The sequence below is a fragment of the Noviherbaspirillum phoenicis genome, from assembly GCF_047237965.1.
GTDB lineage: Bacteria > Pseudomonadota > Gammaproteobacteria > Burkholderiales > Burkholderiaceae_D > Noviherbaspirillum_A.
The window spans coordinates 1667136-1689132 of sequence record NZ_JBDFLX010000001.1 but is presented as its reverse complement, the minus strand read 5'-3'; the positions used below and the strand labels follow the sequence as shown (position 1 = coordinate 1689132).

Annotated in this window: 19 protein-coding genes; 8 read left to right on the top strand and 11 right to left on the bottom strand. The window is 66.9% G+C overall.

Features of this window, described 5'->3' with window-relative positions:
- Positions 1-4: 4 nt before the first annotated feature.
- On the top strand, positions 5-1177 hold the full coding sequence (locus ABC383_RS07650; RefSeq protein WP_413012830.1) for an aminomethyl transferase family protein: 1173 nt from the start codon (positions 5-7) through the stop codon (positions 1175-1177).
- A gap of 33 nt (positions 1178-1210) precedes the next feature.
- On the opposite strand, the gene ABC383_RS07645 is transcribed toward ABC383_RS07650, so the two are convergent.
- From ABC383_RS07645 to gmk, 7 genes are all read right to left on the bottom strand, one after another.
- Entirely contained in the window at positions 1211-1636 is a 426-nt protein-coding gene (locus ABC383_RS07645) for an EamA family transporter (RefSeq protein WP_413012829.1), read from the bottom strand.
- 25 nt (positions 1637-1661) lie between these two features.
- Positions 1662-2972 (bottom strand): diaminobutyrate--2-oxoglutarate transaminase, encoded by a 1311-nt coding sequence (gene ectB / locus ABC383_RS07640; RefSeq protein ID WP_413012827.1) that lies wholly within the window; start codon positions 2970-2972, stop codon positions 1662-1664.
- A gap of 4 nt (positions 2973-2976) precedes the next feature.
- Entirely contained in the window at positions 2977-4479 is a 1503-nt protein-coding gene (locus ABC383_RS07635; protein WP_413012826.1) for an aminotransferase class I/II-fold pyridoxal phosphate-dependent enzyme, read from the bottom strand.
- A 110-nt stretch (positions 4480-4589) separates the two neighbouring features.
- Complete coding sequence (locus ABC383_RS07630) at positions 4590-5330, bottom strand: 2OG-Fe(II) oxygenase family protein (protein WP_413012824.1); 741 nt, start codon at positions 5328-5330, stop codon at positions 4590-4592.
- 254 nt (positions 5331-5584) lie between these two features.
- Entirely contained in the window at positions 5585-7858 is a 2274-nt protein-coding gene (locus ABC383_RS07625; RefSeq protein ID WP_413012823.1) for a RelA/SpoT family protein, read from the bottom strand.
- 39 nt (positions 7859-7897) lie between these two features.
- On the bottom strand, positions 7898-8101 hold the full coding sequence (gene rpoZ / locus ABC383_RS07620) for a DNA-directed RNA polymerase subunit omega (protein WP_194714881.1): 204 nt from the start codon (positions 8099-8101) through the stop codon (positions 7898-7900).
- Positions 8102-8123: 22 nt separating this feature from the next.
- Complete coding sequence (gene gmk / locus ABC383_RS07615; RefSeq protein ID WP_194714880.1) at positions 8124-8768, bottom strand: guanylate kinase; 645 nt, start codon at positions 8766-8768, stop codon at positions 8124-8126.
- A gap of 170 nt (positions 8769-8938) precedes the next feature.
- On the opposite strand from gmk, the gene ABC383_RS07610 reads away from it, so the two are divergent.
- The gene (locus tag ABC383_RS07610) at positions 8939-9580 is read left to right on the top strand and encodes a response regulator (protein ID WP_413012821.1); all 642 of its coding nucleotides are present in this window, start codon (positions 8939-8941) and stop codon (positions 9578-9580) included.
- A 10-nt stretch (positions 9581-9590) separates the two neighbouring features.
- Here ABC383_RS07610 and ABC383_RS07605 read toward each other — a convergent pair whose 3' ends face one another.
- From ABC383_RS07605 to ABC383_RS07595, 3 genes are all read right to left on the bottom strand, one after another.
- Positions 9591-11801, bottom strand: a complete 2211-nt coding sequence (locus tag ABC383_RS07605) for an ATP-binding protein (protein ID WP_413012820.1) — start codon at positions 11799-11801, stop codon at positions 9591-9593.
- Positions 11798-12361 (bottom strand): biliverdin-producing heme oxygenase, encoded by a 564-nt coding sequence (locus tag ABC383_RS07600; protein WP_413012819.1) that lies wholly within the window; start codon positions 12359-12361, stop codon positions 11798-11800. The genes ABC383_RS07605 and ABC383_RS07600 overlap by 4 nt, the downstream gene beginning before the upstream one ends.
- A 180-nt stretch (positions 12362-12541) precedes the next feature.
- Complete coding sequence (locus ABC383_RS07595; protein ID WP_413016265.1) at positions 12542-13441, bottom strand: YicC/YloC family endoribonuclease; 900 nt, start codon at positions 13439-13441, stop codon at positions 12542-12544.
- Positions 13442-13620: 179 nt separating this feature from the next.
- Here ABC383_RS07595 and ABC383_RS07590 point away from each other — a divergent pair, with 179 nt between their 5' ends.
- The 6 genes from ABC383_RS07590 to ABC383_RS07565 all read left to right on the top strand — a co-directional run bounded on the left by ABC383_RS07590 (position 13621) and on the right by ABC383_RS07565 (position 18621).
- A complete protein-coding gene (locus tag ABC383_RS07590) occupies positions 13621-14622 on the top strand; it encodes a serine/threonine protein kinase (RefSeq protein WP_413012817.1) in 1002 nt (333 codons plus the stop codon).
- A 6-nt stretch (positions 14623-14628) separates the two neighbouring features.
- Complete coding sequence (locus ABC383_RS07585) at positions 14629-15558, top strand: PP2C family protein-serine/threonine phosphatase (protein ID WP_413012815.1); 930 nt, start codon at positions 14629-14631, stop codon at positions 15556-15558.
- A 10-nt stretch (positions 15559-15568) separates the two neighbouring features.
- Positions 15569-16303 carry a ribonuclease PH gene (gene rph, locus ABC383_RS07580; RefSeq protein WP_413012813.1) on the top strand — a complete coding sequence of 245 codons (735 nt, stop codon included), beginning with the start codon at positions 15569-15571 and terminating at the stop codon, positions 16301-16303.
- Between the two features lie 51 nt (positions 16304-16354).
- On the top strand, positions 16355-16939 hold the full coding sequence (gene rdgB, locus ABC383_RS07575) for an RdgB/HAM1 family non-canonical purine NTP pyrophosphatase (protein ID WP_413012810.1): 585 nt from the start codon (positions 16355-16357) through the stop codon (positions 16937-16939).
- Positions 16936-18165: a radical SAM family heme chaperone HemW gene (gene hemW, locus ABC383_RS07570; protein WP_413012808.1), complete on the top strand. Its 1230-nt coding sequence runs from the start codon at positions 16936-16938 to the stop codon at positions 18163-18165. The genes rdgB and hemW overlap by 4 nt, the downstream gene beginning before the upstream one ends.
- A 72-nt stretch (positions 18166-18237) precedes the next feature.
- The gene (locus ABC383_RS07565; protein ID WP_413012807.1) at positions 18238-18621 is read left to right on the top strand and encodes an ankyrin repeat domain-containing protein; all 384 of its coding nucleotides are present in this window, start codon (positions 18238-18240) and stop codon (positions 18619-18621) included.
- A gap of 29 nt (positions 18622-18650) precedes the next feature.
- Here the strand turns inward: ABC383_RS07565 and ABC383_RS07560 are convergent, their stop codons facing one another.
- Complete coding sequence (locus ABC383_RS07560; protein ID WP_413012805.1) at positions 18651-21947, bottom strand: acetyl-CoA carboxylase family protein; 3297 nt, start codon at positions 21945-21947, stop codon at positions 18651-18653.
- Positions 21948-21997: the final 50 nt, after the last annotated feature.

Here is a 21997-nt window from a genome sequence, read left to right as displayed (position 1 = left end):
CACCATGCAATTGATCGATCCCAACCGGCTTGCTCCCGCCATCTATCGCGGGCCGTTCCACGAAAGACAGAAGGCGCTGGGGGCCGTATTCTACGAAGACATGGACTGTCTCTGGACCGCGCACTTCGGCGATCCGGTCCGGGAATACTGGGCAGTGCGCAGGGATGTGGGCATGTGGGATGTGTCGTCCCTGGTGAAGTTCGCGTTCTCCGGGCCGGATGCCAGGCTGGCGCTGGACCGGCTGACCACGCGGCGCATGGCCGGGGCGGCGCCCGGGACCATGCGCTACGGCGCCGTGCTCAACGAGGCCGGCGCCATGCTCGATGAAGCCACCCTGTGCGTGATGCATCCGGAACTGGCCTACCTGATCGGCAACGACGAGCGGCCGGACTTCGTGGCGCACCTGCATCGGCACACTGCCGGCCTGCGGGTGGACATCGCCAATGTGACCCTGGCGATGGGCAATATCGCGGTCCAGGGGCCGCGCGCCCTGCAGGCGCTCGCGCCGCTGCTCGATGCGGACATACGGTCGCTGAAATGGTTTCAATGCCTTACCCGGCCGGTGCGCCTGGCTGGCGTACCGGGCTGGCTGATGCGCTCTGGCTTCACCGGCGAACTGGGCTACGAGTTTTTCCTGGGCGCCGACGAGGGTGAAGGGCAGCGCGTCTGGGATGCATTGCGGCAAGCGCAGGTGGCGCCCATCGGGCTGGACGCCATCGAGAAGCTGCGCATCGAGTTCGGCCTGCGCTCCCAGGCAAATGACTACTTTCCCGGCGTGACCGATCCCTACGAGCTGTCCATGGATGCCTATATCGACCTGGACCATGCCTTCATCGGACGCGATGCCTGCCTGGCCGCCGCCAGCCGGCCGGGCAAGCGTTTCAAGACGCTGGTGTTCGGCGCCGACGATCCCTTACCCAGCCATCTGGCGCCGGTGCTGCGAAACGGCGTCTGCATCGGCGATATTCGCAGCGCCCAGAACAGCCCGCGCTTTGGCACCCTGGCCCTGGCGGTACTGCGCGCATCCGACGCCGTCGATGGCAGCCAGGTGGACGTCGACGGCCGCCGGGCAACGGTGCGTCCCGTGCCGCTGGACCCGGAAAAGCGGCCGGCGGCCGATCCGCTGACGTGCCTGGAGGGGCCGCGATTGCCCGGCACATTGCTCTCGGATGCGTGATGTCATTCGTCCCGGGCCAATGAGTCCGCGCTTTCATAGCGTGAGCAGCAGCAGGCTCAGTATGCCCAGCAGCATGCCTGCCACGCGCCTGGCGTCCAGGGTGTCGTTGAACAGCGCCAGGCCGGCCGCAAACAGGAACAGGTAGAGCAGCACCAGCGTGACGGGCGCGGCCTGCGCGAAGTGCGGCGCCCGCTTCTGGACGATCACGTAGGTGATATCCCCGAGGCCGGCGCCCAGTCCCATGATGACCGCGTAGATCCACAGCCCGGGCGCAACCGACTGGCGCGTCACATCCTGGTCGGGAAAGAAATAGTGCCATGCGAGGGCAACCGCGAGCGCGGTCAGGCTGGCCACGGCCGAGGCCAGCACCGGATTGAGCGACTGGCCGGACAGGCGCGCGCCGACGTGGAACAGGGTCCAGAAGGCCGCGGCCAGCAGCGAATAGGGAAGCCAGTTCATCGTTCCCCTCCCATGCCGGCCGGTGTCATGCGGCGCATGCTTCCCGCAGTGCGGCGATCAGGATGGACAAGCCTTCCTCGAGTTGTTCCGTGTCGATGTTCAGCGGCGGCAGCAGCTTGACGACGCTGCCGCCGCGTCCGCAGGTCTCGATGATCAGCCCCTTGTGGAAGCATGCCTGCGCCACCCGCGCGGCCGCCGCGCCGCCGCCGTGCGCGCCCAGGTCCACTCCCCACAACATGCCGACGCCGCGATGGCCGGGCGCCGGGTGCATCGCGCCCAGTCCGGACTGCAGGGCGGCCTCGATCAGGCGGGCATGGCCGGCGATACGCAAAGCCAGCGCCGGGTCGTCCCAATAGTCCAGCGCGGCGGTGGCCGCGAGGAAGGCAAGCTGGTTGCCGCGGAAGGTGCCGGTATGGTCGCCCGGTTTCCATTGGTCCAGTTCGGGACGCATCAGCACGAGTGACATTGGCAGTCCGCAGCCGCCGATGGATTTGGACAGGCAGACCAGGTCAGGGACGATGCCGGCCGCCTCGAAGGAAAAGAAGCGCCCGGTGCGGCCGCATCCGGCCTGGATGTCGTCGACGATCAGCAGGATGTCGTGCTGCTGGCACAGCCGCGCCAGGCCGCGCAGGAATTCATGCGGCGCGATGTAGATGCCGCCTTCGGCCTGCACGGTTTCCAGGATCAGCGCCGCCGGCTTGTCGAAGCCGGAATTCGGGTCGAGCAGCATGTTCTCGATATGGCCCAGCGCATCCGGGAAGGGCCTGGGGCCGGCCGGGTAGGGCAGCACCGCGGTATTGCCGAGCGCCACCGCGGCGCTCTCGCGGTGCCGGCGATTGGCGGTGGCCGACAGCGCGCCCAGCGACAAGCCATGCCATCCGCCTGAAAAGAAGCCGATGTTGCCGCGGCCGGTGACCATGCGCGCAAGCTTGATCGCGGCTTCCACCGCGTTGGCGCCGGTGGGGCCGCAGAACTGCACCTTGTAGTCGAGCTGGCGTGGCGCGAGGATCACTTCGTGGAAGCGTTCCAGGAAATCCCGCTTGGCCACGGTGTGCATGTCCAAGCCATGCAATATGCCGTCGCGCATCAGGTAGGCGATGAGTTGCTCGCGAATGCGCGGCGGATTGTGCCCGTAATTGAGGGCGCCGGCCCCGGCAAAGAAGTCGAGGAAGCGCCTGCCGCGCTCGTCGAACAGCTCGGCCCCGCTGGCGCGCTGGAACACGACCGGGAAATGGCGGCAGTAGGTGCGCACGTTGGATTCCAGGCGCTGGAAGATTGCCGTGTCGTCCAGGCCGGGCAGCGCCAGTTCCAGGCCTAGGTCCAGCGGAAGCGTCATGTGCTCATTCATCGGATTCCACCATCACGAGAAGATGCCGCAGGCTGGGATCGGAGGCGCTGACAGGCATGTTCATGTCGCGCAGGGCCAGCAGGAATGCAATCAGGTCGGGCGTGATGCGCTCGCCCGGCATCAGCACCGGCACGCCGGGCGGGTAGGGCGTGACGACTTCCGCCGCGACCCGGCCGCATGCCTGCTCCAGCGGCAGCGGCAGGCAGCGTCCGAAGTAGGCCTGGCGCGGCGAACAGGCCACGCCGGGTTCCTGCCTGGCCAGGGCATGCGCCATCGCGGCCAGGCTGGCGGAGGCGTGCGGCAGGCCTTCGCGGGCGGCCACGGCATGCCCGGCCGCAATCGCTTCCACCGCCAGCACGAGGCGGTCCACATCCTCCTGCCGGCTGCCCACCGTCATGATGCACAGCACGAAGCCGGGGCCGGCCAGTTCGGGGTGGATGCGATAGCGATCGTTGAGCTGCGCCTGCAAGGCCGCGCCGGACAAGGACAGGCCAGGCGCGCCGAACACCAGCTTGGTTTCGTCAAGCGCAAACAGGCCCGACCCGGCGCCGCGGCAGTGCGTCGCGTCAAGGACCGCGATGCCGGGAATGCGGCTCAGCCGCCTGCGGGCCTGCCGCGCCAGGTGCAGCAGTTGATCCAGGATGTCGGCGCCATGCAGGGCCATCTCGCGGCGCGCCAGGTCGATCGACGCCATGATGGGAAAGCTGGGGCTGGTCGTCTGGATCAGTTGCAGGGCGCGACGTATCGACCATTCTCCAATCCGCGCGGTGCAGCGATGCAGCACCGCGCCCTGGCTCAGCGCCGACAGGACCTTGTGCGCGGATTGCACGACGAGGTCGGCGCCGACGTCCTCGGCAGCGAGCGGGAGGTCCGGATGAAAGTGGAAATGCGGCCCGTGCGCTTCGTCGACCAGCAAGGTGATTCCGTGGTCGCAGGTCAGCTCGCGCAGGGCGCGGATATCGCCGCAGCTGCCGTAATAGGTCGGGTTCAGGGCCGCCACCGCCACCGCGTCCGGATGGGCCTGCAGCGCCTGCCTGCAGGTGTCGAGATCCAGGCCATGGGCGATGCCGAACAGGTCGTCTGTCGCGGCTGGCAGCCACACCGGCAGCGCACCGCTCAGGATCAGACCGGCTATGACCGATTTGTGCGCATTGCGCTGCACCAGCACCTTGTCGCCGGGACGGGTTGCGGCCAGCATGGCGGCGATATTGCCGCTGCTGCTGCCGTTGACCAGCAGGAAGGACTGCACGGCGCCATAGGCCGAGGCCAGTAATTGCTCGGCTTCGAGGATAGGGCCGTTCGGGCAATGCAGGGTGTCGGTGGCCGGCAGGTTGTTCAGGTCCAGCGCGCCGAGGCGGTCCAGGTATGGCGGCGGCAGCGTCCGGCCGCCCTTGTGTCCGGGAGAATGAAATGAGACTGGCCCGGACTGGGAAAAAGCGACAATGGATTCATACAGCGGCGCGGAGGCGGGGTTTCCCCGTGATCGTTCGCTCAAGTTGGTTTCCTCGCGGGACAGCGGCGCTATGCATCGCAGCAATGCCTTTGCGGGGCTGACGGTCAGGTCAGCGCTGGCAAGGCCGGGTGTGGCATCGGTCGTGCAATGAACTAGAAATAGGCGCCGCAGAAAAGATAGCGTTTCCCGGCGATGATGCCGCGTCCGGCGTGCACATGGGACAGTCCGCCGGGAAACAGCACCGCCGTGCCAACCGGCGGCCTGCCGGTGCTGTAGTTCCAGCGCGGGAAGTAGGTGCCGCCGCCTTCATAATCGTCGTTCAGGTAGATCAGCAGGGTGACGGTCTCGGCGTCGAAATGCAGTCCCATTTCAGACACGGCGGAAGGCTCGTATTTCAGTATGTAGGGACGTTTCATGCGCTGCATGCGGAAGATCGGCCAGGTCTTGTAGACGATGGGTTCGAGGTGGCGGCGCACGATATCCACATACACCCTTTCGAGGCCGGGCATGTTGTCCAGCCACTGCGTGGTGTCCCAAGGCGAATAATTCTTGACCTTGCCGTCGGCCGCCAGCGGGTTGTCCTCGATGTCGCGCCGGGTTTCCCAGCGGCCGCTGTGCTCGGCTTCCTCCACCAGCATGCGGCAAAAGTCGGGCGTCAGGAATTGCCAGCGGTAGATCTGCTCGGCATCTTCATGCACCGCATTGTCCCAATCGCCGGACCGTACCGCCGGATCGATGAAGTCGGGGTTGTACTGGAAGATTTCGGGATGCAGGGGCACATAGTCGGGGCGGGGCGGCGCGTCCGGGTAGCCGCCGAGGTCGGCGTCGAATACCAGCTTGTCCAATGGCACGTCATTGGCATCGACTTTTTCCATGCCGGTTATGTTTTCCATGATGGCCTCTGCGAGGTTGCGCGGGAACGGGATGCGGTGCGGAAAGGGGAAACTGATACAGGAACGGCTTGATGACGGCGCTGTGGGTATGCCTGATTACAACGCCGCGGGCTGAGTACCCTGATCGTTCAATTTGTTCTGAGGGATTGCGTAATATTTTCGGGCGTGCGGGCCGCAAGGCATGCCCGCCGGCAGGGACCGATGCCCGATTGCGGATGGAGGACGGGGCGCGAGCGCCCCGGGAGGGGGAACTGCTAGGAACGTTCCCGCAGGATGCGCGCCACGCTCGGTATTGCCCGCACATTGCGCATCAGGCGCGCCAGGTGAATGCGGTCTTCCACCTGCACCGTAAAGCGCAACTGCTGCATCACGTGGTCCTTGTCGTCGTCCATGCTGACATGGACGATGTTGGCGTCGGACTCGCCGAGTTCGGCGGCCACCCTTGCCAGCGCGCCTTTCTCGTTATGCACCAGCACCTTGATGCGGCAGTCGAAGCGGCGGTTGACTTCCGGGCTCCAGACCACTTCGGTCCAGCGCTCGGGCTCCTTGGCGCGCTGGCGCTTGGCGATGTCGCAGTCCGCGGCATGCACCGTCAGGCCCTGGTCGCGGCGGAACTGGCCATACATGCTGTCGCCCGGAATCGGCAGGCAGCACTGGCCGAGATGCACCGCAGTGCCTTCGCTGCCGGTGATGACCACCGGGTCGAGCTTGGTCGGTATCAGTTCGCCCTGGTCGTCCACCGCAGGCGCCGAGCCGGTGACGTTTTCCGCCAGCCCGAAGATATGGCGCGCCACCAGCGTGGCCATGCGCTTGCCCACGCCGATGTCGGCATGGAGGTCTTCAAGCGACTTGGCGCTGGATTCCTTGAGCAGGCGTTCGGCCAGCGGCGCCGGCAGGTCGGGGGAGAGGCTCAGCGCTTCCAGCGCCTGGGCCAGCAGGTCGCGTCCCAGCGCCACGGATTCGGAGCGGTTGATGGTGCGCAGGTGATGGCGGATGGCGGACCGCGCCTTGCCGGTGCGCACGAAACCCAGCCAGGTCGGGCTCGGCCGCGCGTCCGACGAGGAAACGATCTCGACGATGTCGCCGTTGCGCAGCTCGGTGCGCAGCGGCACATGCTCGTGATTGATGATGCCTTCCACCGCATGGTCGCCGATGTCGGTATGGATGGTGTAGGCAAAGTCCAGCGCGGTGGCGCCGCGCGGCAGCGAGATGATCTTGGATTTCGGCGTGAACACATAGACCGAATCCGGAAACAGGTCGACCTTCACATGCTCCAGGAACTCGGCCGAGTCGCCGGTCTGCTTCTGGATGTCCAGCAGCGACTGCAGCCAGGCATGGGTGCGCTGCTGCAGGTCGGTCAGCGCGCCTTCGTCGTTCTTGTACAGCCAGTGCGCGGCCACGCCGGACTCCGCCACCCGGTGCATGTCGGCGGTGCGGATCTGGAACTCGACCGGCGTGCCGTAGGGGCCGATCAGCGTGGTGTGCAGCGACTGGTAGCCGTTGAGCTTGGGGATCGCGATGTAGTCCTTGAACTTCCCCGGCATGGGCTTGTACAGCGCATGCAGCGTGCCCAGCGCGACGTAGCAGTTGGCAAAGCTGTCGACCACGATGCGAAAGCCATAGACGTCCAGCACCTGCGAGAAAGACAGGTGCTTGTTGCGCATCTTGCGGTAGATGCCGAACAGGGTTTTCTCGCGGCCATACACCTCGGCCTGGATGCCGGTGGCGGCCAGCGTGTTCTTGACCGCATCCATGATCTTGCTGACCACTTCGCGGCGGTTGCCGCGGGCCGCCTTCACCGCCTTGCCCAGCGTGCGGTAGCGCACCGGGTACAGATGCGAGAAGGACAGGTCCTGCAGTTCGCGGTACAGGTTGTTCAGGCCCAGCCGGTGCGCGATCGGCACATAGACATCCATGGTCTCGCGCGCGATGCGGCGGCGCTTGTGGGCGTCCATGTGGCCCAGGGTGCGCATGTTGTGCAGGCGGTCGGCCAGCTTGACCAGGATCACCCGCACGTCGCGGGCCATGGCCAGCAGCATCTTGCGGAAGTTTTCCGCCTGCATCTCGATCTGGGTCTGGAATTCGATCTTGTCGAGCTTGGACAGGCCGTCCACTAGTGACGCCACCGGCGCGCCGAAGCGCTCGATCAGCTCGTCCTTCTGCACGTCCTGGTCTTCCATCACGTCGTGCAGCAGCGCGGCCATGATGGCCTGGGCATCGAGTTTCCACTCGGCGCAGATTTCGGCAACGGCGATCGGATGCGAGATATACGGTTCGCCCGACTTGCGCATCTGGCCCAGATGCTTTTCATCCGAGAAGCGATACGCTTCCTTGACCTTCTTCAGTTCGGAAGGCGTCAGGTATTCGGCAAGCTGTTCGGAGAGTCGGGAAACGGAAGCCACCCCCGGCGGGGGGGCGGTTGCGGCCGACGGGTCCTGCCGGGTCGGCCGCTGGTTGGGCGTGCGGGGGGTATCACCCCGCTGCGCGGTTGCGGCTGATACGGTCGAATCTGTTGAGGTCAGGTTCATGAATGCTAATCAGCGACGAGGCGCGCAGGAAGAGAAGGATTAGCTCGGGACTTTCTTCAGCATTTCAATGCCTACCTTGCCGGCGGCGATTTCACGCAGCGCCAGGACGGTTGGCTTGTCCTTGGCATCCACCATCGCGGTGTGGCCCTGAACCAGCTGGCGGGCGCGGTAGGTGGCGGCCAGGGTCAGTTGAAAACGGTTTGGGATCTTGACGAGGCAGTCCTCGATGGTAATGCGTGCCATGTGTGCTCCAGGATGACAGTGATTAACTTAAGTTGGCATGAATGCCCAGTTGGGCAAACAGGGAGGCGTTGCGGGCCGCTTGCTGCGGGAACCTGCAGCGGGTTGCTTTAACGATGGAAGTCAGTTCGGATAAGGCCACGGAAAATTCGTGGTTGATAATAACATACTCGAAGTCGGGCGCATGGGCGATCTCCCCGCCGGCCGCCAGCAGGCGCCGTGTGATGACCTGCGGGTCGTCCTGGCCGCGCTTGTGCAGCCTTTCCTCCAGCGCGGCAATCGACGGCGGCAGGATGAACATGCCGACCGCATGCGGAAACTGCTTGCGCACCTGCTGCGCGCCCTGCCAGTCGATTTCCAGCAGCACGTCGGTGCCGGCGCGCATCTGTTCATGTATCCAGATGCGCGAGGTGCCGTAGTAGTTGCCATGCACTTCGGCCGACTCCAGGAACTCGCCGGCCTCGCGCCGGGCAAGGAAGTCGTCGACCGTGACGAAATGGTATTCGCGGCCGTTCTGCTCGCCGGGACGCGGCGGCCGGGTGGTGTAGGAAACGGACAGGCGGATCGCGCTGTCCTGCGCCAGCAGCGCGTTGACCAGGGTGGACTTGCCGGCGCCGGAGGGCGCAACGACCATGAACAGGCTGCCGGAGGGGGCCGAGAGAAGGGGCATGGAGAACCTTGATGTGTAAGCCGGGTATTGCGGCGGTATTGTAGCAGCCGCCCGGCCGCCGCTGCAGGCGCTGCCGGCGCGCACTGCCCGCAAGCGGCAGTCGGCGGTATGATGCGGGTTTGCAGTTAAACAAGGTCGGACCTGGGGTCCCGCCATCGAGGAGCAAGACTTTGCGTGCTGACAAGATCCGGGTGCTGATCGTCGACGACCACATCATCGCGCGCAATGGCGTGCGGCTGATGCTCAGCACGGCTGACGATATCGAGGTGGTGGGCGAGGCCGAGACGGCCGAGGCGGCCATGCAGCTGGTGCAGAGCGAGCAGCTGGACGTGGCGCTGCTCGACATTGCGCTGCCCGACAAGAGCGGGCTTGAACTGTTGAAGGCCATCCGTTCGGCACGGCCGCGGCTGGCGGTGCTGATGCTTTCCATGTATGCCGAGCAGGTGTACGCGGTGCGGGCGCTGAAGATGGGCGCGGCCGGCTACCTCACCAAGAACACGCCGGCCGCCACCATTGCCGATGCGGTGCGCAAGGCAGCCGCCGGCGGCCACCACGTCAGCACGGCGCTCACCGAGAAGCTGGCCAGCATGATCAGCCGCGGCAATGTCGCTTCCCATGAAACCCTGTCGCAGCGCGAGCTGGAAGTGCTGAAACTGCTGGCCGCCGGCGAGAGCCTGGTGCGCATCGCCGACATGCTGCACCTGAGTCCGAGCACCGTCACGACCTATCGCTCCCGCATCCTGGCCAAGACCGGCACCCGCAGCAATGTCGAGCTGACCCGCTACGCGCTCGAGACAGGTCTCCTGGTCTGAGCGGCCGCTCCTAGGCGGCAGCCTGCCCGGCCTGCGTCGCGCTCTGCGGCAGGCGCACCTCGAACACCACCATGCCGCCGGCGCAGCGCACGCCGATGTTGCCGCCATGCGCCTTCACGATTTCATGCACGATGTACAGGCCCAGCCCCTGGCCGCCGCGGTTGCGGCTGTTGTTGAGCGAGCCGGGCTTGTAGGGCAGGAACAGGGTTTCCACCAGTTCCTGCGCAATCGGCGCGCCGCGGTTGCTGACCGTGATCACGACCGCGTCGTCCAGCCGGCAGCCTTCCAGCAGCACCGGCGTGCCGGGCACGCCATGCTTGCAGCTGTTGCTGACCAGGTTCGAGACCATCTGGCTGATGCGGTCCGGATCGGCCCACACCGTGCCCAGGCCATCGAGCCGGGCATGGAGCTCGACGCCGGGCTGCGCCAGCCGTATCTCTTCCGTGACCTCCGCCAGCAGCGGGCCGAGTTCGACATCGCGCATGCTGACCGGCAGGCCCAGTCCGCCCTGCAGGCTGCTGATGTCGACCATCTGGTCGATCAGGCGCTGCATGCGACCGCTGGATGAGGTGATGCGCTGCGACAGCCGGTTGTGCACGCCGCCGCCGCTGCCGCTGTTCAAGTCCAGCATCTGGGCGGCGATCATGATCGCCTGCAGCGGGTCGCGCAGGTCGTGTCCCAGCGTCGCCATCAGCATCTCGCGCGCACGGCGCAGGGCGCTGGCCTTGGCCATCGAGCCTTCCTGCAGGCCGCCGCGCAGCGCAAAGGCGATGTCGATGTCGCTGCGGCCCCACGGCAGGCTCTGGCCGCGCACGGTTTCCTTCCATTCCTCGAAGGAGCCGCGCGGCGTCAGGCGCGGCCCCAGCGGGCCATTGGCGATTTCCTTGTGCGGCGGGCCGGCCCAGCGCACGTCCATCACCTGTTCATTGCGAAACCAGAAGGCATAGCCTTTCTGCTCGCGGTCGAAGCGCAGCGCCAGCACGCCGCAGACGCCGCCGAAGCGCCCGGCCAGATGCGGCACGTCCCTGGGCAGGCTGGCGGTATGGAAGACATCCGGCTGATCGGTCTCGATCAGCCATTCGATCAGCGCGCCCAGCGCTTCCCGTTCCGGTCCTGCGCCGCTGATATGCAGCGCGCCTTCGGCCGAGGCGGCCACGCCGTCGCAGGCCAGCAGTTGCCGGAACGGCGCCGGATTCTCGGCCAGCGCCAGCACGATGTCGTCGTTGCGTTCGAACTGCTGCAGGATCACGTCGCGCAGCGCGAGCGATCGCTGCAGTTCCGCCGCATGCTGCGCGGTCAGGTTGCGGTCGACCAGCATGCTGACGATCTGCGACAGCACCTGGCACGACATGCGCACCGCATGCGGCACCAGGTAGGGCGTTGCGTGATGGCAGGCAAACAGGCCCCAGAGCCGGCCCTTGACCACGATGGAAATGCTCATCGATGCCGCCACGCCCATGTTCATCAGGTACTCCACATGCACCGGCGAGACGCTGCGCAGCATGCTTTCGGACAGGTCGAGCGGCGCGCGGGTATGGGGCGCGATCTCCGGCACCAGCCGCACCGGCTGGTAGCCGACGTCCGCGATCAGGCGGATCGGATTGAGCACATACAGGCGCCGCGCCTGGCGCGGTATGTCGCTGGCCGGATAGCGCTGCCCGAGATAGGGCGACAGATCGGCGCGCCGGTGCTCGGCCACCACTTCGCCGCTGTCGTCATGCAGGAAGCGGTAGGCCATGACCCGGTCGAAGCCCGACAGTCGGGCGATCTCCTCTACCGCCACCACCAGCAGCTGCTCGATGCTGCGCTGGCGCTGGATGCGCGCAATCGATTTCTGGGCGCGCAGCGCAAAGGTTTCCAGCTTGTCGCTGGAGGCTTCGCGTTCCTCGAACTCGATGACCAGCAGGCCGTCGGCCTGGTGCATGATCACGTCGAAGCAGCGCTCGTGCAGTTCGGCCGACAGCGAGCCGAGCACGCTGTCGAAGGCCTGCAGCGCGCTGCCGATCTCGCTGCGCAGCAGGAGGCTCAGGTGGCGTTCGTCGAGCCGCTCGCCCGGCGCCGGCAGTTCGCCCAGCATCGCGCCCGCATTGGCGCTGCGCACCGCGAGGCCGCCATCGGGCGTGAATGCCAGCAGCGCGCCGTGCGGCTGTATCGAGCCGGGGATATGGATGGGCTCGCGATCGCAGTTGCTCAAATCCACTGCCGGCATGCCGCTGCTCATGCGGCGCCTCTTGCCTGAAACCAGTCTGCCAGGCTGCGGAATGCGGCAGCCGCGGCAGCGCCGGCCTCGGCCTGCGCCCGTGCGTCGTTCAGCGCCAGTTCGGCCTCCTTGCGAAAGCTCAGCCAGTAGGCGGAAGCGTTCTCGCCATAACCCGACAGCCAGCGCGCCGGCCACGGCGCCAGCTTCGGCTTCAGGGTTTTCGCCAGCAGTTGCGAGCCGAGCTGGGCGCCTTCCATCACATAGGCCACGCCGAAACGCCGCGCCGGCGTGTCCAGCAGCAGGGTGTCTGGCGCCAGCGGCAGCGCTGCGATGGCGGCGTCGTCCCAGCCCGCCGCGCGCAGGTCGCATTCAAGCCAGGCACTTTTCTGGCCGCGCGCCTGCGCCGCCAGTGTCGGCGGCCATTCGGCCTGCCACAGGCGCGCCTCGAACGGGCTCAGCCAGCCATACATGGCGCCGATGAAGCGCAGGTAGTCCTCGCGGCCAGCATCCGGCCGGCCGACTTTCAGGCCTGTTTCGAAATCATCATGAATGGCGCGGGTGGCTTCGCGCATGATGAGCATTGCATTTGGCATCAGGAAATATTTGGCAGGGCCGTCAGGCTGGCTATCGAAGTATGTTTACTTGGAAATTATACGCATCGCCAGAATGCTCGCTTAACGCCCCTGTGCAGAATTTGCGCCCGCGCATTATCCGGCAAAACCGGAAGCCGTCAATGTTGTGTGATTACCGCACGCAACGACCTATTCGAGGTTTTGCACCTGTTCGCGCATCTGTTCGATCAGGAGTTTCAGGGCCATTGCCGCGTCGGACAATTCCTTGGCCGGCGCCTTCGAGCCCACCGTGTTGGCTTCGCGGTTGAGCTCCTGCATCATGAAGTCCAGCCGCTTGCCGACCTGGCCGCCTTTTTTCAGGATATGCCGGGTTTCCCCGAGGTGCGCGCCCAGGCGGGTCAGTTCCTCGGCGATATCGATGCGGATGCCGTACAGCGTAACTTCCTGGCGAATGCGCTCGGCGGCTTCCTGCTGCGACATCTGCGGCTGGGCGCCGGCGTCGGCCGACTGCAGGGCCAGGCCCAGGGTTTCGCGCATGCGGTCGGTGGCCTTCTGCTGGAACTGGGCGATCACCTGCGGCACGATGGGCGTGATGCGGGTCACGATTTGTTCCATGTCGGCCACCCGCGCCAGCAGCATTGTCTCCAGCGCGGCGCCTTCGCGCTGGCGCGACTCGACGAAGGCGTCCAGCGTTTCGGCGGCGGCGGCGCCGATCTCGGCCTGCAGCGTTTCCTGCGAGGCGGCGGCTTCCTCCAGCATGCCGGGCCAGCGCAGCAGTTCGTTTACCGACAGCGGCGCGGCGTGGGTGAAACGCGCCTGCACCTGGGCCTGCAGGGCGGCCAGCTGCTCCAGCAGCGCGGCATTGAGCGCATTGCCCGGTCCGGCAGCCTTGCGGCCGAAGCTCATCCGGCATTCGACCTTGCCGCGCACGACGCGCGACATGATGGCTTCGCGCAACATCGGCTCGAACGAGCGCAGGTCGTCATTGATGCGGAACTGCAGGTCGAGAAAACGGGAGTTGACGCTGCGCAATTCGAGCGTCAGGGTGCCGTGCGCCGTTTCGCGGGTGGTGACCGCGTAGCCTGTCATGCTGCTGATAGCCAAGATGAAGTCCTTGAATTCTTTACAAATCGGGGATTGTTAAACACAATCCATGCTTGCCGGCGGCGCCGGCCTGCCAGCCAGTTGGTCAGTCAGGGCAGGGAGGGGCCGCGGATCACCAGACGCCTCGCGGCGGCAGTATACGACATCAAGGACTCAGGAAAGACATGGCCGCGCAAAACAATGCTCCATTGCCGGAAGGATTGCTGGTTTCCGGCTACCGCATTGTCAAGAAGATCGCGGCAGGCGGTTTCAGCATCGTCTACCTCGCCCATGACGAGGAAGGCAACCCGGTGGCGATCAAGGAATACCTGCCGAGTTCGCTGGCGCTGCGAAAGTCGGGCGAACTCGCGCCGCAGATCGCGCCGGAAAACCTGCCGGTGTTTCGCATCGGCCTGAAATGCTTCTTCGAGGAGGGCAGGGCGCTGGCCCGGATCGGCCATCCGAACGTGGTGTCGGTGCAGAATTTCTTCCGCGCCCACGACACGGTCTACATGGTGATGGCCTATGAATCCGGCCGCTCGCTGCAGGACCATATCCTGCGCCGCCGCGAGCGCGGCGAAAAGCCGCTGGTGTCGGAGCGCTTCATCCGCCGCATGTTCAGCCAGGTGATGCAGGGGCTGCGCGAGGTGCATGCCAACAAGCTGCTGCACCTGGACCTGAAGCCGGCCAATATCTACCTGCGGCTGGACGGCACGCCCATCCTGCTCGATTTCGGCGCGGCCCGGCAGACCCTGCGCGCCGACCTGCCCAAGCTGTACCCGATGTACACGCCCGGCTTCGCGCCGCCCGAGCTCTATACCCGCGGCGGCGACCTCGGACCGTGGTCCGACATCTACAGCATCGGCGCCTCGATGTTCGCCTGCATGGTGGGCGCGCCGCCGCAGGCGGCCGACCAGCGCCTGAAGAACGACCGCATGGAGCATCATTTCCAGAAGCTGCACGGCGTCTATTCGGCCGAGTTGATCCAGGTCATACGCTGGTGCCTGATGACCGATCCGCTGCAGCGTCCGCAAAGCGTGTTTGCGCTGCAGAAGGCGCTGCGCGAAGAGCCGCTGCAAGCGCCGCCGGCGCCCGACCTGCTGGAGCGCTTCAAGCGCCAGTGGCGCGCGCTGTGCTCGCCGCGTCGCCAGCCGGACGCCGACACCATCCAGGAAAACTCGAGGTAAGCCGCGATGCGATTCTCCATCTACCAGGAAAGCCTGATCGGCGGGCGCAAGCTCAACCAGGACCGCATGGGCTACTGCTATACCCGCGACGCGCTGCTGATGCTGCTGGCAGACGGCATGGGCGGCCACATCCAGGGCGAGGCGGCCGCCACCATTGCCATGCAGACCATGTCGGCGCTGTTCCAGGAAATGGCCACGCCGCATGTGAAGAAGCCCGAGCAGTTCCTGGAGGACGGCATGTTTGCCGCGCACCGCGAGATCCATCGCTACCGCGCCGTCAACAACCTGCCGGAAACGCCGCGCACCACGCTGGTGGCCTGCCTGGTGCAGCATGGCACGGCGCTGTGGGCGCACTGCGGCGATTCGCGGCTGTACTGGATGCGGCGCGGCCAGATCGTCTCGCGCACGCGTGACCATTCGCGGGTGGAGGCCCTGATTGCCCAGGGCAAGCTGGACCCGGCCGAGCGCGACACCCATCCCGACCGCAACAAGCTGTTCAACTGCCTCGGCGCGCCGCACATCCCGCTGGTCGACATGGGCAAGCCGGCCACCCTGCAGCCGGGCGACGTGATCATGATGTGCTCCGACGGCCTGTGGTCGGTGCTGCCCGAGCAGGCGCTGGCGTCTGCCCTGGCCGGCAGCACGGTGGTGCGCGCCGTGCCCGACATGGTGCATGCGGCGGCCTCGCTGGCCGGGCGGCACAGCGACAACGTCACGGCGCTGGCGATGATGTGGGAAGATGGCGGCTTTGCCAGCCAGGGCAGCGGCCTGATCACCACCAGCCTAGTGCCGCTGGGCGCGGTGACCACCACCATCCATGCGCCGCGCCATGCCGACCTGGAAGAAGCCGACCAGTTCGACGAGCAGGAAATCGAAAAGGCCATTGCCGAAATCCGCGACGCGATCGACAAGTCGTCGCGCCTGACTCCCAAATAAAAGGACAACCATGCAGCAGCCAGAACGCGCCGGCGGACGCGCCGCCGACCAGTTGCGCCAATTGCGCATCACCCGTCACTACACCAGGCACGCCGAGGGTTCGGTGCTGATCGAATGCGGCCACACCCGGGTGCTGTGCACCGCCAGCCTGCAGGACAAGGTGCCGCCCTTTTTGAAAGGCCAGGGGCAGGGCTGGCTGACCGCCGAGTACGGCATGCTGCCGCGCTCGACCCATAGCCGCATGGACCGCGAGGCGGCCAAGGGCAAGCAGTCCGGACGCACCCAGGAAATCCAGCGCCTGATCGGCCGCTCGCTGCGCGCCGCCTTCGACCTGCGCGCCTTCGGCGAACGCACGTTGCAGCTCGACTGCGACGTGCTGCAGGCCGATGGCGGCACCCGCACCGCGTCCATCACCGGCGCCATGGTCGCCGCCTACGATGCGTTTGCCAAGCTGGTCGACGGCGGCGCGATCGCCGCGGTGCCGGTGCGGCATTTCGTGGCGGCGGTGTCGGTCGGCATCTACCGCGGCCAGCCGCTGCTGGACCTGGACTACGTGGAAGACTCCGGCTGCGACACCGACATGAACGTGGTCATGACCGAGGCCGGCCAGTTCATCGAAGTGCAGGGCACCGCCGAGGGCGAGGCCTTCGACCGCCGCGCGATGAACAGCCTGCTGGACCTGGCCGAAAGCGGCATCGCCGAGCTGGTGCGCCAGCAGCAGCGCGCGCTGGGGCTGATCGCGTGATCGCGTGATTGCCTGATCGCCGGCTTCATTCAACACAAGTTCGCTTTTCCCATGACACAGACACTGATTCTTGCTTCAAACAATGCCGGCAAGCTGCGCGAGTTCGCCACCCTGCTGGCGCCGCTGGGCCTGGCGGTGGAACCGCAGGGCATGCACAACGTGCCCGAGGCCGAGGAGCCGCACCTGACCTTCGTCGAGAACGCGCTGGAAAAGGCGCGCCATGCATCGCGCCTGACCGGCCTGCCGGCACTGGCCGACGACTCCGGCGTGTGCGTCAATGCGCTGGGCGGCGCGCCAGGCGTGCTGTCGGCGCGCTATGCGGGCGAACCGAAATCGGACCAGCGCAACAATGACAAGCTCATTGCCGACCTGGCGCCGCATGCCGACAAGTCGGCCTATTACTACTGCGTGCTGGTCTATGTGCGCCATGCCGACGATCCGCAGCCGGTGATTGCCGACGGGCGCTGGAACGGTGTGATGCTGGATGCGCCGCGCGGCGAGGGCGGCTTTGGCTACGATCCCTACTTCCTGCTGCCGGAGCTGGGCCTGACCGCGGCCGAGCTGCCGGCCGCCGACAAGAACCGGCTGTCGCATCGCGGCCAGGCCCTGCGCGCGCTGGTGGAGAAGCTGAAGTGATCCCCATCGTTCCGGCCGGCGCCCGTCCCGCCGCCGCCCGCGCCGCCGGCGCCTACCTGTCGCCGGGCGCGCTCAACCTCACGGCCTTGCCGCCGCTGTCGCTGTATGTGCATTTCCCGTGGTGCGTGCGCAAGTGCCCTTACTGCGACTTCAACTCGCACCAGGCCAGCGGCGACTTTCCCGAAGAGGCTTACCTGGACGCGGTGCGCGCCGACCTGGAGACCGCGCTGCCGCTGATCTGGGGGCGCAAGATCTACACCATCTTCATCGGCGGCGGCACGCCCAGCCTGATGTCGGCGCGCGGCCTGGACCGGCTGATGTCGGATATCCGCGCCTTGCTGCCGCTTGATGGCGCAGCCGAGATCACGATGGAAGCCAATCCCGGCACCTTCGAGGCCGAGAAGTTCAGGTCCTACCGGGCGTCGGGCATCAACCGGCTGTCGATCGGCATCCAGAGCTTCAATCCGCGCCACCTGCAGGCGCTCGGGCGCATCCACGACGGCGAGCAGGCGCGGCGCGCGATCGAGATCGCGCAGGCCAGCTTCGACAACTTCAATCTCGACCTGATGTATGCGCTGCCGTCCCAGACGCTGGCCGAGGCCGAGCAGGATCTCGCGACCGCGCTGTCCTTTGCGCCGCCGCACCTGTCGCTGTATCACCTGACGATGGAGCCCAACACCGAGTTCGCCAAGTACCCGCCAGCACTGCCGGATGACGACGCCAGCGCCGAAATGCAGGACATGATCGCCGAACGCACCGCCGCGGCCGGCTTCGAGCATTACGAAGTGTCGGCCTATGCCCAGCCCGGCCGCCAGGCGCGGCATAACCGCAACTACTGGGAATTCGGCGACTACCTCGGCGTTGGCGCCGGCGCCCATTCCAAGATTTCCTTCCCGCACCGCGTCGTGCGCCAGGCCCGCTTCAAGATGCCCAGGACCTATATGGAGCATGCGATGGCCGGCAATGCGGTGCATGAGGAAAACGAGGTAGGGCGCGCCGACCTCGGATTCGAGTTCATGCTCAATGCGCTGCGGCTCACGGGCGGCTTCGATCCGCGCCTGTTTGCCGAGCGCACCGGCCTGTCGCTCAATGCCATCGAGGAACGTCTCAATGCGGCGGAGGCCAAGGGCCTGCTGTACCGCGATCACAAGCTGATCCAGCCCACCGTGCTGGGACAACGCTTCCTGAACGACCTGCAGGAAATGTTCCTGATGGAGCAGGCTTAGGAGCCTGCTCCGCCTGCCGGCGCTTCGCAAGCGTGCCATTGATCCCGTTTAAACATTGATCAGGAACCGGGGTTGCGTTTCTTGCACCGACGTTGGCTTCGCATTTTGGCGACGCGCGACAGCGATCCCCGCTCCGGGCTCGCGATATTCAGGGAAGCAGGCAATGGACAAGAGCAGGCACGTCGTTGGCAGTTTCAATCCCGCACTGCTGATGCCGACTTCGAAGGCGGGCGTTACAAGCGCACGCTTGGCCCGGCCACCGCGAAGCGCGTTCCGCCGCCGGCACTGCTGCTTGCGGTCTGCAAGGGCCTCGACGACATGGTGGAATTGCTGATCGACCGTGGGGCCGACATCAACGTCGTTGACGGCAATGGCGCCACCGCGCTGGCCAGGGCAAGGGAACTGGTGCATCGCGCGATCGTCGCGCGCCTCCTGGCGCATGGCGCTCGGCAATAGGGCAGGCCGGGACGGCCCGTGGCGCGATCTCACCACGTATCGATAAAGCCGCGCTTCTTTCCCTCCCGCGCCGCCGGCGCCGGCGCCGACTTCAGGCCGCGCATGATCCAGCCGCGTGTCTCGGCCGGGTCGATCACGTCATCGATCTCCAGGTAGGACGCCATGTTGACCGCGCGTCCGTTCTCGTAGGCCGCCGCCACCATCGCATCGAACTGCCGCTTGCGCTCGTCCGGGTCGACGATCGCTTCGAGTTCCTTGCGGTAGCCGAGCCGGATCGAACCCTCGATGCCCATCGCGCCGAACTCGGCCGACGGCCAGGCGATGGTGAAGAAGGGCGCGCCGAAGCTGCCGGCCGCCATCGACTGCGCGCCCAGGCCATAACCCTTGCGCAGCACGATGGCATACAGCGGCACCGACAGGCTGGCGGCGGTGACGAACATGCGCGACACATGGCGCACCATGCCGGTGGCTTCGGCATCGGGGCCGACCATGAAGCCGGGCGTGTCGCACAGCGACACGATGGGCAGGTCGAAGGCGTCGCACAGTTGCATGAAACGGGCGGCCTTGTCGGCGCCGTCGGCGTCGATGGCGCCTCCCAGGTGGGCCGGATTGTTGGCGATCAGCCCGACCGGCCGGCCCTCAATGCGTGCCAGCGCGGTGATCATGCCGACGCCAAAGTCGCGCCGCAGTTCCAGCACCGAACCGGTGTCGGCCAGCGTCTCCACCAGGCTGCGGATGTCGTAGACCCGCAGCCGGTTCTCGGGGATCGCATGGCGCAGCAGGCGCTGGTCGGCACAGGTCCAGTCGGCCAGCGCGCCCTGGAAGTAAGCCAGGTACTGCTTTGCCGCCCGCACCGCCTCGGCCTCGTCGCGCACCACCAGGTCGATCACGCCGTTCGGGCTCTGCATCGTCACCGGCCCGACTTCCTCGGGGCTGTAGACGCCCAGGCCGCCGCCTTCGATCATGGCCGGCCCGCCCATGCCGATGGTGGCATTTTCCGTGGCGATGATGACGTCGCTGCAGCCGAGGAAGGCCGCATTGCCGGCGAAGCAGCGGCCCGACACGATGCCCACCCGCGGCACCAGGCCCGACAGCCGGGCATAGGCGGCGAAGGAGGTGCAGTCCAGGCCGGCCACCAGCAGCGCATCGGTGTCGCCCGGCCGGCCGCCGCCGCCTTCGGTGAAGAACACTACCGGCAGCCGCCACTGCTCGGCCAGGCGCAGCATGCGGTCGGTCTTCTTGTGGTTCATCATGCCCTGGGTGCCGGCCATCACGGTGTAGTCGTAGGCCATCACCAGGCAGCGCGCATGCTCTTCGCCGAACAGGTCGCCATTGATGCTGGCGATGCCCGACACCAGGCCGTCAGCCGGGCTGATGCGGATCAGCTCATCCATCGGCCGCCGGCGCCGCTGCGCGGCCAGCGCCAGCGCGCCGTATTCGCGCAGGCTGCCGGCGTCGCACAGGTCGTCGAGATTTTCCCGAGCGGTGCGCTGGCCGGTCTTGCGCCGCCGCGCCACCGCGTCCGGCCGCTGCGCGTCCAGCCCGATGGCATGCCGTTCCAGCGCAAGGCGCAGGTCGGGGCGGATCGCGTCGGGGTCGATCTCGGCCGTGTGTCCGCTCTCGTCGCCGCCGACGTCGGCCGGCGCGATATGGCACAAGGCGTCGCCGGCGGCCAGTACCTGGCCGGGCCGCGCCGCCAGCCCATGCACGATGCCCGACAGCGGCGCGGTCACCAGATGCTCCATCTTCATCGCTTCCAGCACCGCGACCTGCTGACCGGCGCGCACCGTGTCGCCGGCCTTGACCATCATGCTGACCACCGAGCCCTGCAGCGGCGCAACCACCGTTTCCGTGCCGGGCGGCGCGGGATGGCTGGCCCGCACACCCGATGTGCCTGCCCCGGCGCGCTGCGGCGCATGGCGGCGCGGATGCGGCGCGGCCGACAGCAGTTCGGCCGCATGCCTGTCGATGAAGCCGGTGCTGACCCGGCCGTCGGCCAGCGCCGGATGGCGCAGCAGGCTTTGCAGGAAGCCGAGATTGCTGTCCACGCCTTCCAGCCGGAATTCCGACAGCGCGCGCGCCGCGCGCGCCAGCGCCTGCGCATAATGCGGCGCCTGCACGATGACCTTGGCCAGCAGCGAATCGAAGGCGGTACTGGTGGCGTAGCCGGCATAGCCATGGCCATCGACCCGCACGCCGGGGCCGGACGGCGGCTCGTAGGCGGTGATCACGCCACCGGCCGGCAGCGCGCCGCCGTCGGCCGTCATGGTTTCCAGGTTGACGCGGCATTGCAGCGCATAGCCGCGCGGCGCCGGGATGTCCTGCTGCCGCAGGCCGAGCGCGGCCAGCGTGGCGCCGCCGGCGATCTGCAGCTGGGCCTGCACCAGGTCGATGCCGGTAACCTGCTCGGTCACGGTGTGCTCCACCTGCAGCCGCGGATTGGCCTCGATGAAGGCCCAGTCGGCATGGTCGGCATCGGCCTCGGCATCGAGCAGGAATTCGAAGGTGCCCAGGCTGGCATAACCGGCTTCCTGCGCCATGCGCAGCGCGGCTTCCACCATGGCCTCGCGCTGGCGCGCATGCAGCGCCGGGCTGGGCGCGATTTCAATCAGTTTCTGGTGCCGCCGCTGCAGCGTGCACTCGCGCTCCCACAGATGGGAGACCGCGCCGCGTCCGTCGGCCAGCACCTGCACTTCGATATGCCGCGCCACCGGCAGATAGCGCTCCAGGTACAGGTCGCCATTGCCGAATGCCGCGATGGCCTCGGAGCGGCAGCGCTCGAAGGCTTCGTCCAGTTCGTCGTCATGCCGCACCATGCGCATGCCGCGCCCGCCGCCGCCCGCCACCGCCTTGACCATCACCGCGGCGCGGCCGTCCAGGCCAGCCATGAAGTCGCGCGCCTGCGCCAGCGTGGTCGGGCCGTCGGTGCCGGCCAGCACCGGCACGCCCAGACGCCGCGCCAGCGCCCGGGCCTGGCCCTTGTCGCCGAACAGCCGCAGCGCCCGTGGCGACGGGCCGACGAACGCCACGCCGGCGGCGGCGCAGGCCTCCGCGAAGGCGGCGCTCTCGCTCAGGAAGCCGTAGCCGGGATGCAGCGCGTCGCAGCCATGCGCCTGCGCCGCCGCCAGCATCTGGCCAATGTCGAGATAGGGGCGGGCGCCGCGGCCGTCGAGCGCGTGGCATTCGTCGGCCAGGCGCACATGCAGCGCATCGGCATCGTCTTCGCTGCAGACGGCAACCGTGAGAATGTCCAGCGCCGCCGCGGCGCGGGCAATGCGGATCGCAATCTCGCCGCGGTTGGCGATCAGTAGCTTCTTCAGTGTCATGCGGTATGTCCATTGTCAGGTTTGCTTGTCAGGCCGCACTGTCGGGCCAC

Bases quoted from the DNA above. Each gene is read 5' to 3' on its own strand.
- ABC383_RS07560 (WP_413012805.1), bottom strand. From the start codon at position 21,947: ATGACACTGAAGAAGCTACTGATCGCCAACCGCGGCGAGATTGCGATC.
- ABC383_RS07590 (WP_413012817.1), top strand. From the start codon at position 13,621: ATGGCCGCGCAAAACAATGCTCCATTGCCGGAAGGATTGCTGGTTTCC.
- ABC383_RS07600 (WP_413012819.1), bottom strand. From the start codon at position 12,361: ATGCTCATCATGCGCGAAGCCACCCGCGCCATTCATGATGATTTCGAA.
- ABC383_RS07630 (WP_413012824.1), bottom strand. From the start codon at position 5,330: ATGGAAAACATAACCGGCATGGAAAAAGTCGATGCCAATGACGTGCCA.
- ABC383_RS07595 (WP_413016265.1), bottom strand. From the start codon at position 13,441: ATGACAGGCTACGCGGTCACCACCCGCGAAACGGCGCACGGCACCCTG.
- ABC383_RS07645 (WP_413012829.1), bottom strand. From the start codon at position 1,636: ATGAACTGGCTTCCCTATTCGCTGCTGGCCGCGGCCTTCTGGACCCTG.
- gmk (WP_194714880.1), bottom strand. From the start codon at position 8,768: ATGCCCCTTCTCTCGGCCCCCTCCGGCAGCCTGTTCATGGTCGTTGCG.
- ABC383_RS07650 (WP_413012830.1), top strand. From the start codon at position 5: ATGCAATTGATCGATCCCAACCGGCTTGCTCCCGCCATCTATCGCGGG.
- ABC383_RS07625 (WP_413012823.1), bottom strand. From the start codon at position 7,858: ATGAACCTGACCTCAACAGATTCGACCGTATCAGCCGCAACCGCGCAG.
- ectB (WP_413012827.1), bottom strand. From the start codon at position 2,972: ATGACGCTTCCGCTGGACCTAGGCCTGGAACTGGCGCTGCCCGGCCTG.
- rpoZ (WP_194714881.1), bottom strand. From the start codon at position 8,101: ATGGCACGCATTACCATCGAGGACTGCCTCGTCAAGATCCCAAACCGT.
- ABC383_RS07585 (WP_413012815.1), top strand. From the start codon at position 14,629: ATGCGATTCTCCATCTACCAGGAAAGCCTGATCGGCGGGCGCAAGCTC.
- ABC383_RS07605 (WP_413012820.1), bottom strand. From the start codon at position 11,801: ATGAGCAGCGGCATGCCGGCAGTGGATTTGAGCAACTGCGATCGCGAG.
- rdgB (WP_413012810.1), top strand. From the start codon at position 16,355: ATGACACAGACACTGATTCTTGCTTCAAACAATGCCGGCAAGCTGCGC.
- rph (WP_413012813.1), top strand. From the start codon at position 15,569: ATGCAGCAGCCAGAACGCGCCGGCGGACGCGCCGCCGACCAGTTGCGC.